We start from the raw sequence: 13,197 nt of genomic DNA on the forward strand, positions 1-13,197 counted from the left end.
GCTCACAGCACGTCGATCAGGCTCTATGGGTCTGTCTGGTCTCCTGCCGTTCGCGAGCTCACAGCACGTCGATCAGACCTCAGCCCCGTCGTGGGGGTCGTCGCGGTGCTCTCGGGGCGCGCGCAGCAGCAGGGAGACCAGCCCGCCCAGTGCGGCGAGCCCGCCGATCCAGCCCAGGAAGCTGGGCAGGGAGGGTGTCACCGTGGTGACCAGCATCAGCACGAACCCGCCCAGCATCGCGGTCCAGGACCACAGCGCTGCCTCTGACGGCGTCGGAAGATCAGGATCCGGGGGCTCGAAGTCCCCATAGATGACCTCGTCGTCATCCAGCTCCCGCGGGCCGGCGGCGCCTCGGAGTCCGGCGGTGGGGTCGCCGAGCCCGGCTGCGGGATGCTGCGCCCGGGACCTGGCGATCGATTCCGGGCTGGGCGGCTCCGCAGGCGAGTCAGCGCTGAAGGACCACAGGGAGTCGCCCTCCTGCGGGTCCGGCGGCGTCTCGTCCTCGGTGTCGCGGTGGGCGGCGGCAGCAGGTTCGCGCGGAGCGTCACCCGGTCGCAGCACCAGGCCTTCGCCCTCGAGCATCCTGGCGAACTCGGCGTCCACGTCCCGGGGGTCGCGGGCCTTGCCGGAATCGGGGGTCATCCTCCACCTCCCGAGCCTGCGACCTGCTGGTCCAGGAAGCGTGCGGAGGTCTCGAACAGCAGCTCCGCGTCGTGATCCAGTGGTGCCAGGTGATAGCTGCGCGGCAGCGCGAGACGCTCCACGGGCCCGCGCACCCCGGCCGCGACGATGTCGCTGTCCGTGGGCGGGACGGTGTGGTCCACGCTCGAGGTGGCCAGCAGCAGCGGCACCTCCACCGCACCCAGCTGCTGGCGGGTGCGGCGGAAGAACCGTCGCAGCTGCGCGACCGCGCGCAGGGGCATCTTCCCGTACGCCTCCTCGACTGCGCCGGGAAGGGCGATATCGGAGCCGATGCCCGGCAACGTCCGTACCACCGGCGCGATCAGCTCTGCGAAGTTCGCCGCCGGCGGCAGCGTCATCCCGGGGTTGACCGCCACGACGGCCGCGATGCGTCCTCGCAGCTGTGGGTCGGCCGCGAGTGCGAGAGCGAGGGCGCCTCCCATCGACAGGCCGCCGACAGCGATCGGGCCCTGCTCCTGGGAGAGGTCCAGCGCCGCATCACGCACGCATCCGTACCAGTCCTGCCAGCGCGTCTCGGCGAGCTCCCGCTCGGTGCGGGCATGCCCGGGCAGCAGCGGCAGCTCGACCGCCCAGCCCCGTTCGGCATGGTCCTCGGCCCAGGGCCGCATGGACTGGGGGGAACCGGTGAATCCGTGGCACAGGAGCAGACCGCCACGCGAGTTAGAGTGAGCCCGCACGCTCCAGGGGCGGGACAGTTCGCTGAACGCCATGGGTACATCGTCGCATCCAGATCCACCAGTTCAGTCCGTTCGCCGTTCGTCGGAGCACCGATCCAGGAGTACACCAGTGCTGTACGAGATTGCCAAGCCCTTCGTGATGGGGGTGGTGCGGGTGCTGTGGAACCCGACCATCAGCGGCATCGAGAACATCCCGGACCAGGGGCCGGTGATCCTGGCATCCAATCACCAGGCCTATTCGGACACCGTCTTCCTGCCCGGCCAGGTGCGGCGCAGTGTTCACTTCCTGGGCAAATCAGATATCTTCTCCGGCGGCTCCCCGGTGAACCGTCTGGTGGCAGCAGTCATGCGAGGGCTGCACGTGATGCCCGTGGACCGCAGCGGTGGCAGCGCCTCGAAGGCAGCGATCGAAGCCGGTCTGGCGGTGCTCGAACGCGGCGAGGTGCTCGGGATCTATCCCGAGGGGACCCGCAGCCCGGACGGTCGGCTCTACCGGGGCAAGACCGGAGTGGCTCGTCTCGCGCTGGTCACCGGAGCGCCCATCATCCCGGTCGCGATGAGGGGCGCCTTCGAAGCGCAACGCGGACGGAAGATCTTCCCGCACCGCCGCCCCCGGATCCATGCCATCGTCGGCGAGCCCGTGGACGTGCAGACGATCACGGCCGCGCTCCAGGGAGTGGAGGAGGCGAAAGTTCTGCGAGCCGTGACCGACGCGGTGATGGATCGCATCCACGCCCTCTCCGACCAGCAACGATCCGGGGAGTACGCGAACGTCGTGAAGCAGCGGATGCGCGCCGCTGCGGGCGGTTCCCCGGCAGCAGCGGAGTCCGACGCCGCAGTGTGACGCCGCAGTGTGAGGACCGGCTGGTGGGATCCGCGCACCGCTGGAGCGGGGACTGGATACCCTGTGCAGGTGACTCAATTCAGCCCCGATGCCCCTGCCCGCGCGCATGCGTTCTCCCTGTCCTCGGCTGACGACGGCCTGGCAGCACTCGGCGCCTGGCGCGAGTATCCGCGGGTGCAGCAGCCGGTGTGGCCCGACGACGCCGCACGCGCAACTGTGTTCGACGATCTGCGGTCCGCTCCGCCCCTGGTCTTCGCCGGAGAGGTCGATGTGTTGCGCGACCGGATCGCTGCTGCCGCACGGGGAGAGGCGTTCCTGCTCGCCGGTGGCGACTGCGCGGAGACCTTCGCCGATTCCACCGCGGATCGCATCCGCAACAAGATCCGCACCATCCTGCAGATGGCCGCGGTGCTCACCTACGGCGCCTCGGTGCCGGTGGTGAAGATGGGTCGGATGGCGGGGCAGTTCGCCAAGCCGCGATCCGCTGACGAGGAGACGCGTGACGGCGTGACCCTGCCGACCTATCGCGGGGACGCTGTCAACGAGTTCGCCTTCACCCCCGAGTCACGGATCCCGGATCCGAAGCGGCTGTGGAAGACCTACACCACGAGCGCTGCGACCCTGAACCTGCTGCGTGCCTTCACCGGCGGCGGCTTCGCCGACCTGCGTGAGGTGCACTCCTGGAACCGCGGCTTCACCTCCGGTGCCGGCTACGACCGCTACGAGGAGCTGGCTGGGCAGATCGACAAGGCCGTGCGCTTCATGGATGCCATCGGAGCGGATTTCGATGCGCTCAAGGTGGTGGAGTTCTATGCCTCGCACGAGGCGCTGCTGCTCGACTACGAGGAGGCGCTGTCGAGGATTGACTCCCGCACCGGGGAGATCTACGGCTGCTCCGGTCACTTCCTCTGGATCGGTGAGCGGACCCGCCAGCTCGACGGGGCACACGTGGACTTCATGGCCCGACTGCGCAACCCGATCGGCGTGAAGCTGGGTCCCGACGCATCCGTCGACGATGCGCTGCGGCTGATCGACAAGCTCGATCCGGAGCGCGAGCCGGGGCGACTGACCTTCATCACCCGGATGGGCGCGGGGAAGATCCGTGATCGTCTGCCGGCACTGGTCGAAGGGGTGCGTGACTCCGGCGCCCAGGTGGCCTGGGTGACAGATCCGATGCACGGGAACACCATCACCTCGTCCAACGGCTACAAGACTCGGCGCTTCGAGGACATCCTCGACGAGGTCGTCGGCTTCTTCGAAGTCCATCAGGGGCTCGGCACCATCCCCGCCGGCCTGCACATGGAGCTCACGGGCGACGATGTCACCGAGGTGCTCGGCGGCGCGGGCTCGATCGACGAGGAGGGGCTGACGCGCCGCTACGAGACCCTCGTGGACCCGCGTCTGAACCATCAGCAGTCCCTCGAGCTCGCCTTCCTGGTCTCGGAGATGCTCTCCCGCCGCTGAACCGGCTTCTGATCACGCAACGCCGGTGCCCTCCCAGGCTGGGAGGGCACCGGCGTCGTCGTTCTCTGCACCAAAGGCAGTGAGAGGGGTCAGCGAGCAAAATCAGGCAGCAGGTTCAGAAGACCTGCAGCAGGATCAGAAGACCTTCAGAGTGATGGTCGAGCCCTTCTCCAGCTCGCCGCCTGCAGCGGCTGACTGCTCGTAGACGAGTCCGAACACCGGATCGCCCTTGTCATGGACCACGTTCACCGCGAATCCGGCCGCCTCGAGCGTCGCCTTCGCATCGGCCTCCGGCTGGCGGAAGACGTCCGGGACCATCACCATCTCCGGACCCAGCGAGGTGACGAGATGGATGGTGTCTCCGAGGAACCGGGTCCCGGAGGCCGGGGACTGGGAGATGACGGCACCCTTCGGCACGCTCCCGGAATGCGCCTGTGCAGTGGTCACCTTGAAGCCGGCCGCTTCGAGCGCGGCGCGGGCGACGCCGGCGCTGTTGCCGGTCTGATCTGGGACCGCGATCGGCTGGCGTCCCTGGGAGAGGACCACGTGCACCTCGCCGCCGACGGGCAGCGCATCTGCGGTGGCCGACTGCGAGATGATCTCGCCCTCCGCGACCGTCTCGGAGAACTCCGGATCGTCCTCCACGAGCACCAGGCCGAGGTCCTCGACCTGGGCGCGGGCGCTCTCGAGGTCGCTGCCCACGACCTGAGGGACGGGGAAGGTCTCCTCACCCTTGGAGACCACCACCTCCACATTCGTCCCCTTCTTCACGGTGGTCCCGGTCGAAGGCGAGGCGGAGATGACGTGACCGGCCGGGATGGTGTCGTCGAAGCGCTCCTCGGTGTGAACCGCAAGATCTGCAGCAGTCAGCGCGGACTCGGCATCTCCGAGCGTGGCGCCGGTGATCAGGGGGATGGTGCGGTCCGCGCCGGGCCCGGTGTTCAGGTACCAGTCGCCTCCGCCCCACGCCCCCATGCCCATGACGGCGATCAGGCTCAGGACAGCCACCAGTCGCATCAATCGGGAGCGCCGACGGGCTCCTCTGGGGAGATGTCGTCCCCGAGGGGTGCGCGGTGCTCGCATCGTCACCACGCGCGGAGTCTCGTCACCCTCTTCGGGCTCCCCGACGGGTCCCGCCTCCGCGCCAGCGCCCGAGACTGCGTCAGTGCTCGAGCCTGCAGCGATGGGGGAGGCGGACACAGTGGTGGAAGCCGAGATGGTCGCGGAAGCCGACACTGCGGGCGATTCTGCAGCATCGTCGGCAGGGCCTGCGTCGTCCTCCCCCGGGGCGAGCAGCGCTGCGGGGAATGCCCGTGGACCATGTCCCAGCTCGGAGGCGACCTCGTCGAGGGAGGTGGTCAACCGCGGCACATCGGAGGTGTCTGTGTCGCCGAGCGGTTCCGGCCTGGTCTCCAGCACCGCGGAGGGGAGCGTGGTCGACAGCTCCCGCACTGCCCGGAGCAGGTCCGACGCGGACGCCGGTCGCTGCTCCACCGGGCGCGCTGCTGCCCAGGTCACCAGCGAATCCAGCTCGCGGGGGATCCCCGAGACCAGCGTGGACGGTGCCGGGATGTCCTCGTGGACGTGCTGGAAGGCAACGTGGACCGGCTGCTCGCCGAGGAACGGCTGGCGCCCGGTCAACATCTCGAACAGCACCACCCCGAGGGAGTAGAGATCGCTGCGCTCATCCGCGTGCCCCCGGGTCACCACTTCAGGACTGATGTAGGCCACGGTGCCCAGCAGGGTGGCGCTCGCGGAGGAGTTGTTCGAGCCGATGGCCCGGGCGAGCCCGAAATCTGCGACCTTCACCAGCTCGCTGCGGTCGATGAGGATGTTCTCGGGCTTGATATCCCGATGGACGATGCCCGCCTCGTGCGCGGCGACCAGCGCCTCGAGCACCTGGGCGGTGATGGCGAGGCTCTCGTGGATCGTGAGCCGCTCCTGGTCGACGATGCGCGCTCGCAGCGTCTCGCCCTCCACCAGCTCCATCGCCAGGTAGATGCGGTCCTCGTCCTCGCCCTGGTCGAAGACGCCCACGACATTGCGGTGGGCGAGACGGGCCGCTGAGCGTGCCTCCCGGCCGAAGCGGCGCCGGAAATCCTCGTCCATCGCGAGGTGGGGGTGCATGATCTTCAGAGCCACGACACGGTCCAGACGCTGATCATGCCCGCGATGCACCGTCGCCATTCCGCCGCGCGCGATCGGCTCCTCGACCCGATAGCGGTCGTCGAGGAGCAGGCTGATGCCGGGGGAAGTCGACGTTGCCGAGCTCACGGAGCCAATCTAGGTCCGCAACGCTGCTGGAACCGGGACCGACACACGCACGAGACCGGTGGTGGTGTGATGCACGACCGGGAGCGTCGGCGGCCGCAGGGATGCGCGTGCGGTCCGTGCGTGGCACCCTGGGGGAGTGGACGAACTCGATTCCCTCATCACCAACTGGCTTCCCCTCCCCGACGTCGCCGAGCGACTGGACGTGGAGGTCTCGCGCGTGCGGCGCCTGATCGAGGAAGGTCAGCTGATCGCGGTGCGCCGCGGAGACCCCGTGGTGCGCATGGTGCCGGAGCTGCTGATCGGTGACGGCGAGCTCATCCCGCATCTCGCGGGGACGATCACCGTGCTGCGAGACGGCGGTTTCGAGGACGCAGAAGTGCTGAGCTGGCTGTTCACCGAAGACGAGACGCTGCCCGGCAGGCCGATCGATCAGCTGCGCAAGGGCCAGCGCGGCGAGGTCCGCCGGCGAGCGCTCGCACTCGCGCTCTGACCCTTCTCTGACGACCCTTTTCTGACCTCTTTCTGTCCGTCCGACCCAGAGGACCGGAAGCGCCGAGATCTGGCGGCGCAGAGGCCTGCCGGTGCAGAGACACCTCGGCGCAGGACCCTGCTTCTCAGACTCCGTCAGGCGGGCAGCGAGTCCACATCCGTGGCGAGGTCCGCGAGCGCCTCGAGGCCTGCGCGGCCCTGGGCGCCCAGCTCACCCAGTTCTGGCGTGTCCAGAAGCAGCGCACGGGCCCGTGCCGCCCGTCGGCGCACCTCGTCGGCCACGGAGCTGACGGCGCCGGTGGACACCATCAGCGCGTGGACTGCGCTGATCTGCGTTTCGTCCGCCTCGGGGTTGCCGACGACCTCGTCCAGCAGCGCTCGGCCACTGGCGTCAGCGGCCTGCCGCGTGCGCGCCAGCAGTACGGTGCGCTTGCCCTCGACGATGTCTCCGCCGATCGGTTTGCCGGTCTCGTCCTGATCCCCGACCACGCTGAGCAGGTCATCCCGCAGCTGGAAAGCCGTCCCCACCTCGATCGCCCAGGCTGAGAGGGCATCCAGCGCCTGGTCCGGCGCCCCTGCAAAAGCGGCACCGATCCGCACCGGCCGCAGCACCGTGTACGGCACCGTCTTCCACCGGATGACGGAGAGCGCGGCCAGCTCCGCATCGGGGGCTGAGGAGAACCCTCCGGCCTGGTGGAGGATGTCGAGGTACTGCCCGGACATCACTTCCGTGCGCAGCGCATCGAACTCACGGCGGGCGCGGGTCACCGGGACGGGAGCTCCTTGAACCCCGGCGGCCATCTGCTCGGACCAGCTCAACGCGAGATCGCCCAGCACGATCGCGGTCGCGATCCCGTACTCCTCTGGGGCACCGGCCAGGCCTGCACTGCGATGTTCCTGCTCGGCCTGCATATGCAGAGCCGGTCGTCCGCGCCGCATCGGGGAGTGATCGATGACGTCGTCATGCATCAGCGCTGCTGCCTGGATCAGCTCGATCGCAGCGCCGAGTCGGGCCAATGCGTCCACCTCCGTGGGCGTCGGCTCCCGGCCCAGCGTCGCCACGCCGCCCCAGAAGCAGAAGCGGGGGCGCAGCAGTTTCCCTCCCTCGAGGTAGCCGGTGAGGGCGTCGATCAGTCCGGCGGCCTCCGGCGAGATCTCCTCGAGGTGCCGCCGATGCGCGGCCAGCTCGGCGCGGGTGACCTCGGCGACCCGCTCCACCAGCAGCTCGTCGAGCGCGTGCAGGCGGTCGCCGAGGGGCGGCGTGTGGGAAGGGGGCATCGGGAACTTCCTTTCTGGCGGGCGTCACGATCTTCCCACGCGCAGCTGTGCGGCCCTCCCGTCGGACGGTTCCTCCACAGCGGCTGTCCATCCCCAAGGAGCCAGGTTCGCACCTGTGGCGGCGACAGATCGGTGAAGGTCTGAGACATGACCACTCACATCACCCCTGCCGATCACGGCCGCCACGTCCTCGACGTCCATGACCCCGCCGAGCTGCTCGCAGAAGCCAGGCTGTGCCTGCGTGAGCCTCCCGTGGATTCGCTGATCCTCGCCAGTTCCGGTGGCGCCAGCTCCCCACCGATGATCACCCGCTCGGCACTGGCCGACCTGCTGGGACCCGGGGGCGGTGAGAACCTCGAGCGCCACCTGGCGCTGATGCGCGATCGCGGCGGCCCCGTCGTGCATGCACTGATCGTGCTCGGTGACGGATACCAGGATCTGCTGGAGCCCGTGATCCACGAGGTCATGCGTCGTGCAGGGCAGCTCCTTCACGCCGCTGCCCGGACGCTGGAGTCCGAGTCCTCGCCCGCGCCCATGTTCCAGCTCCTGTCCCTCCACGGCGCGGCGGGGTCGACCTCCTGGGAGCTGGAGAGGAATCTGCACGAGGGAGGAGCAGGGGACGTCGGCGTGACGGCGACCGGACCGCTGCGCGCGTTCTCCGACACCCGCGCGGCGGCGTCGGCCGTCCTCACCGGGCGCGCCATCCCGCACCACGACGCTCCGAACCCGATGCTGGAGGAGATCGGTCGCGGCCTTCGGCTCCCTGCACTCGACCTCTCCTCGGAAGCGGACCCCGGCAAGCTCTTCACAGCGGCGCTCTCCGCACTGGACAGGCTCGGCGGCGGTGCCCTCAGCCTCACTCCGGCAGAACGGATGACGAAGTGTGAACAGATCGCGTCGCTGCTGTCCGCCATCGCCGTCGAGCGGCTCCACTGGGAGCTGCTGGCCCAGTTCGTCGAGCATGGCGACACTCGCGTCATCGACCGCGAGACCCTCCTGCAGACCTTGGTCAGTGATCGGGAGTGGCGGCCGCACGACGACGTCTGCGCAGGTGGAAGGTGGTACATGGGGCTCGAGAAGCTCCGGCGCATCGCCGCGGCGGCCATGGTGGCGGCACTGCCGGCAGAGCGCCGCATCGCCCGGTCAGCATGGCGAGCCCTGACCGCGCTGCTGGTGCTGCTGGCATGGTGGAACCACCGCTTCGCCACTGCGGGCAGTCTCGTCGATGAGCTCCGGGAACAGGAACCGGAGTCGACTCTGGCACCCTTGCTCTCACGGATGACCGATACGCCGATCTTCCCTGCCTGGTGGCCCAGCGCCTGACCCGGGCCGCCACGATGCCTTGCGCGGGGGAGGCCACCGAAGGAGCAGCACCGATGACCGTCCTCGGAGAGCACCGATTTGTCGATGCGAGAATCCCCGCCCGCGACGGGGCCCTGCACGCGCCGTCCGCTCCCACGGACTCCGCTCCGACGGACTCGGCTTCCACGGATTCCGTTCCGACGGACTCGGCTCCCGCGGATCCAGCCTCGGCGTCGGGCGCCTGGCGCCCGGAGAGGGGAGCTGGTGACCGTCAGTTCGCCGAGATCGGCCCGCTCCTGCTCGAGAACGGGGAGATCCTCGACGATGTCACCATCGCCTACGAGACCTGGGGGGAGCTGGACCAGGACCGTGGCAACGCCGTGCTGGTGCTCCATGCACTGACGGGTGATTCCCACGTACGAGGCCCGGCCGGAGGTAGCCACCCCAGCCCTGGCTGGTGGGAGGAGATGGTCGGCCCCGGCCGGCCGATCGACACCGACCGCTTCCATGTGATCGCACCGAACGTGCTCGGTGGATGCCAGGGCACCACCGGGCCCAGCTCGCCAGGTGCGGACGGCCTCCCCTACGGCTCGCGATTCCCCATCATCACCACCCGCGATCAGGTTGATGCCGAGCGACGATTGCGGGACCAGCTCGGCATCGAGCACTGGGCGCTCGTGATCGGCGGCTCGATGGGAGGGATGCGCGCCATCGAATGGGGCGTCTCCCACCCCGACGAGGTGCAGCGGCTCTGCGTCATCGCCTCCTCCGCTCGGGCGACCGCGGACCAGATCGCCTGGAACAACGCTCAGATCGCCTCGATCCAGCTGGACCCGGAGTACCAGGGAGGGGACTACTACGACGGCGGCAGCGGGCAGGGGCCGAAGTCCGGATTGGGCATCGCCCGGCGGATCGCGCACACCACCTATCGCACGGCGGAAGAGCTCGAGAGCCGCTTCGGCAATCAGGCCCAGGGGCGAGAGGACCCCTATGACGGCCGGGGCAGGCACCAGGTGACCAGCTATCTCGATCACCATGCGGTCAAGCTCGCCCGCAGGTTCGACGCGAACTCCTACATCACGCTCGCGCAGACGATGAGCACCCATGACGTCGGCCGAGGTCGCGGAGGCGTGGCACAGGCCCTGGGCCGTGTCCGTGCCCGCACACTGGTGGTCGCGATCGATTCTGATCGGCTCTTCCCGCCGGCTCTGGTGGAGGAGATCGCCCAGCACGTCCCCCAGGCGCAGTGGCAGGTGGCCACCTCGCCTGTCGGGCATGATGCATTCCTGCTCGCCCATCCGGGACTCGAGGAGTGGATCGGCACCCTCATCGGCGACTAAGCTGGGTCAGCCGGTGTGACTGCACCGTTGCACGGTCGCAGGGAGGAGACGTCGCATGAGCATCGTCGTGGGGTACTCCCCGTCGGGTCAGGGACGGGCCGCGCTGAAGGCCGCCCTCCGCTATGGAGCGCGCACGGGGGAGGGGCTGGTCATCGCCTCACATCTCTATCACGACGCTGAGCGTGGGATTACTGCCGCCACCGAGGACGAGGTGCGTGACGAACTGCGCGCGCTCGGCACCGAGCAGGCCGACGTCGCCGTGCGGAGCAGCCTCGAGAGCGATATCGGGGAGTTCATCCTCTCGGTCGTGGACGAGGTCGCGGCGAGCTTGGTCGTGATCGGGCTCCGCCGGAAGCCGCCGATCGGGAAGCTGAACCTGGGCGCCTCGGCGCGTCGGGTCGTGCTCGGCGCGGCCTGTCCGGTGCTCGCCGTCAAGGACGACCACCACGCGAGTGGGGTCGGTGGCGTCACAGGCGCCTGAGCGGGTGGGAATAAACCACTGCGAGCGGCGCTATACTCAACAGGCTTGACGGCACCGTGCGTTCGTGCGCCGTGAAACCGGTAGATACCGGTGACGTGACACGGAGCGGAGACCGCGAGCCGCGCCGAGAAGACCGATCGCCCGAGTGTGGCGGACCGCCCATGCCGGGCCGCCGCCGGAAGAAGGAACTCTGTGACCTCCTCCAGTACTGCTGAGACCGCCTCCAAGGCGAAGCGCTCGACAAGCGCCGCGGCCACGAAGGCAGCGGAGAGCTCCGAGGCCGTCGAGACCGACGCTGTCGAGACCGCTGACACCGCCGCACCGAAGACCCCCGCCAAGAAGGCCCCTGCACGCAAGACCGCCGCCCGGAAGCCGGCCGCCAAGAAGGCCGCCGCACCCAAGGCCGCCGAGGCCGACTCCGACACCGAGGAGGAGTCGGAGGAGACCGAGGCGAAGAAGGCCAGGTCCGCGACCGACACGAAGGTCGAGGAGTCCGGCGGCTTCGTCTTCAACGCCGCTGAGGATGACGCCCCCGCCCAGCAGGTCGTCACCGCCGGCGCCACCGCCGACCCGGTCAAGGACTACCTCAAGCAGATCGGCAAAGTCGCACTCCTGAACGCTGCGCAGGAGGTCGAGCTGGCCGAGCGCATCGAGGCCGGTCTCTACGCCGAGCAGAAGCTCAAGGGCGACGAGTCGATCACCAAGACCAAGGCCGGTCGCGAGCTGGCGATCATCTCCCAGGACGGCCGCGCCGCCAAGGATCACCTGCTCGAGGCCAACCTGCGCCTCGTGGTCTCCCTGGCCAAGCGCTACACCGGTCGCGGGATGCTGTTCCTGGACCTCATCCAGGAGGGCAACCTCGGCCTGATCCGCGCGGTCGAGAAGTTCGACTATGCCAAGGGCTACAAGTTCTCCACCTATGCCACCTGGTGGATCCGCCAGGCCATCACTCGCGCCATGGCGGACCAGGCCCGCACCATCCGCATCCCAGTGCACATGGTCGAGGTCATCAACAAGCTCGCCCGCGTCCAGCGGCAGATGCTGCAGGACCTCGGCCGGGAGCCCACCCCGGAGGAGCTCGCCAAGGAACTGGACATGACGCCCGAGAAGGTCGTGGAGGTCCAGAAGTACGGTCGCGAGCCGATCTCCCTGCACACCCCGCTCGGTGAGGACGGCGACAGCGAGTTCGGCGACCTGATCGAGGACTCCGAGGCCGTGGTCCCGGCCGATGCAGTGAGCTTCACCCTGCTGCAGGAGCAGCTCCACTCGGTGCTGGACACCCTCTCCGAGCGTGAGGCCGGAGTGGTCTCGATGCGCTTCGGGCTCGAGGACGGTCAGCCCAAGACGCTCGATGAGATCGGCAAGGTCTATGGCGTGACCCGTGAGCGGATCCGTCAGATCGAGTCCAAGACCATGTCGAAGCTGCGTCACCCCTCGCGCTCGCAGGTGCTGCGCGACTACCTCGACTGACGTTCAGCAGTGAGGACGGGCCCGGTTCCACTAGAACCGGGCCCGTCCTCTGTCCGCCGCTCGGCGGACGCTCGCACACAGCAGTGATCAGCACGTAGCAGCGATCGGCACGAACCCGGGAGACGGAGCACCGGCAATGAGGACGACCACGGGCACGGACGCCGCCACCACGGTGCGGATCCATCGCGTAACCGGCGAGGACTGGGCCAGCCATCGGGATCTGCGGCTGGACATGCTCGCCGCCGACCCCGAGGCGTTCTGGGCGGATCCGGCAGAGGCCCGCCGCCGAGACGAGCGGCAATGGCGCCGGGAGATCGCCGGACCGCGAGTCCATCTCCAGGCCCGACGCGGGGGATCGGTGCTCGGCGGGATCGCCCTGCTCCCTGCCGGCTACACCCCCGAGCATGTGATCCCCGCGGACCGCGCCTACATCGTCTCGCTCTGGGTCCGTCCTGCTGCTCGCGGCACTGGACTCTCCCGTGTCCTCCTCGCGAGTGCCGCTCGTCTCTCCCTCGAGCTCGGGCGACCGGACCTGCGGCTGGATGTCGACGACACCAACACTCCGGCTCAGGGTCTCTATGAGCGTCTCGGCTTCGCCGCCACTGGGGCCCGGGAGGCCCGAGAGGGCCGCAGCACCTACTGGGTCGAGTACGCGATCCACGCCGAACAGCTGCTGCGCGTTTGACCTGCTGAGCGATTGGGCTGCTGCACGACCCACCTGAGCGCGCCTACCCGCAGTGCGCGCCTGCAGGGCGTCCCCGCAGTGGGGCGGACAGGCAGACGAGAAGGGGGGGCCCCCCGCCGGGGGGGGGCCGGGGACGGGGCCCGGGGGGGGCAGCCGAAGCGCCCCCCGGCGGGGGGGGGGCCGCGCTCGGG

General features: G+C 69.2%; 11 protein-coding genes and 1 pseudogene. 8 read left to right on the plus strand and 4 right to left on the minus strand.

What is annotated here, in order from left to right:
- Positions 1 to 72: 72 nt before the first annotated feature.
- Both ACTH43_RS13490 and ACTH43_RS13495 read right to left on the minus strand, forming a co-directional pair.
- Complete coding sequence (locus ACTH43_RS13490) at positions 73 to 642, minus strand: hypothetical protein (RefSeq protein ID WP_441445420.1); 570 nt, start codon at positions 640 to 642, stop codon at positions 73 to 75.
- Positions 639 to 1,412 (minus strand): alpha/beta hydrolase, encoded by a 774-nt coding sequence (locus tag ACTH43_RS13495; protein ID WP_441445421.1) that lies wholly within the window; start codon positions 1,410 to 1,412, stop codon positions 639 to 641. Before ACTH43_RS13495 ends, ACTH43_RS13490 begins: the two co-directional genes overlap by 4 nt.
- Positions 1,413 to 1,488: 76 nt before the next feature.
- Here ACTH43_RS13495 and ACTH43_RS13500 point away from each other — a divergent pair, with 76 nt between their 5' ends.
- Positions 1,489 to 2,223, plus strand: coding sequence for a lysophospholipid acyltransferase family protein (locus ACTH43_RS13500; protein WP_441445422.1), 735 nt, complete (start codon positions 1,489 to 1,491; stop codon positions 2,221 to 2,223).
- Positions 2,224 to 2,292: 69 nt separating this feature from the next.
- On the plus strand, positions 2,293 to 3,687 hold the full coding sequence (locus ACTH43_RS13505) for a class II 3-deoxy-7-phosphoheptulonate synthase (RefSeq protein WP_441445423.1): 1,395 nt from the start codon (positions 2,293 to 2,295) through the stop codon (positions 3,685 to 3,687).
- A gap of 135 nt (positions 3,688 to 3,822) precedes the next feature.
- On the opposite strand, the gene pknB is transcribed toward ACTH43_RS13505, so the two are convergent.
- Positions 3,823 to 5,961: a Stk1 family PASTA domain-containing Ser/Thr kinase gene (gene pknB / locus ACTH43_RS13510; RefSeq protein ID WP_441445424.1), complete on the minus strand. Its 2,139-nt coding sequence runs from the start codon at positions 5,959 to 5,961 to the stop codon at positions 3,823 to 3,825.
- Positions 5,962 to 6,097: 136 nt separating this feature from the next.
- Between pknB and ACTH43_RS13515 the strand changes: the two genes are divergently transcribed.
- Complete coding sequence (locus ACTH43_RS13515) at positions 6,098 to 6,451, plus strand: Rv2175c family DNA-binding protein (RefSeq protein WP_441445425.1); 354 nt, start codon at positions 6,098 to 6,100, stop codon at positions 6,449 to 6,451.
- 134 nt (positions 6,452 to 6,585) lie between these two features.
- Here the strand turns inward: ACTH43_RS13515 and ACTH43_RS13520 are convergent, their stop codons facing one another.
- On the minus strand, positions 6,586 to 7,728 hold the full coding sequence (locus ACTH43_RS13520) for a polyprenyl synthetase family protein (RefSeq protein ID WP_441445426.1): 1,143 nt from the start codon (positions 7,726 to 7,728) through the stop codon (positions 6,586 to 6,588).
- A gap of 147 nt (positions 7,729 to 7,875) precedes the next feature.
- Between ACTH43_RS13520 and ACTH43_RS13525 the strand changes: the two genes are divergently transcribed.
- The 5 genes and pseudogenes from ACTH43_RS13525 to ACTH43_RS13545 all read left to right on the plus strand — a co-directional run bounded on the left by ACTH43_RS13525 (position 7,876) and on the right by ACTH43_RS13545 (position 13,006).
- A complete protein-coding gene (locus tag ACTH43_RS13525; RefSeq protein WP_441445427.1) occupies positions 7,876 to 9,051 on the plus strand; it encodes a hypothetical protein in 1,176 nt (391 codons plus the stop codon).
- A 53-nt stretch (positions 9,052 to 9,104) separates the two neighbouring features.
- Entirely contained in the window at positions 9,105 to 10,370 is a 1,266-nt protein-coding gene (gene metX, locus ACTH43_RS13530) for a homoserine O-acetyltransferase MetX (RefSeq protein WP_441445428.1), read from the plus strand.
- A gap of 55 nt (positions 10,371 to 10,425) precedes the next feature.
- Positions 10,426 to 10,851: a universal stress protein gene (locus ACTH43_RS13535; protein WP_441445429.1), complete on the plus strand. Its 426-nt coding sequence runs from the start codon at positions 10,426 to 10,428 to the stop codon at positions 10,849 to 10,851.
- Positions 10,852 to 10,965: 114 nt separating this feature from the next.
- Positions 10,966 to 12,321 (plus strand): annotated as a pseudogene (locus ACTH43_RS13540) (RNA polymerase sigma factor); the annotation flags it as partial.
- 136 nt (positions 12,322 to 12,457) lie between these two features.
- The gene (locus ACTH43_RS13545; RefSeq protein ID WP_441445430.1) at positions 12,458 to 13,006 is read left to right on the plus strand and encodes a GNAT family N-acetyltransferase; all 549 of its coding nucleotides are present in this window, start codon (positions 12,458 to 12,460) and stop codon (positions 13,004 to 13,006) included.
- Positions 13,007 to 13,197 lie beyond the last annotated feature (191 nt).

The organism is Brachybacterium sp. (assembly GCF_052095815.1).
Lineage (GTDB): Bacteria > Actinomycetota > Actinomycetes > Actinomycetales > Dermabacteraceae > Brachybacterium.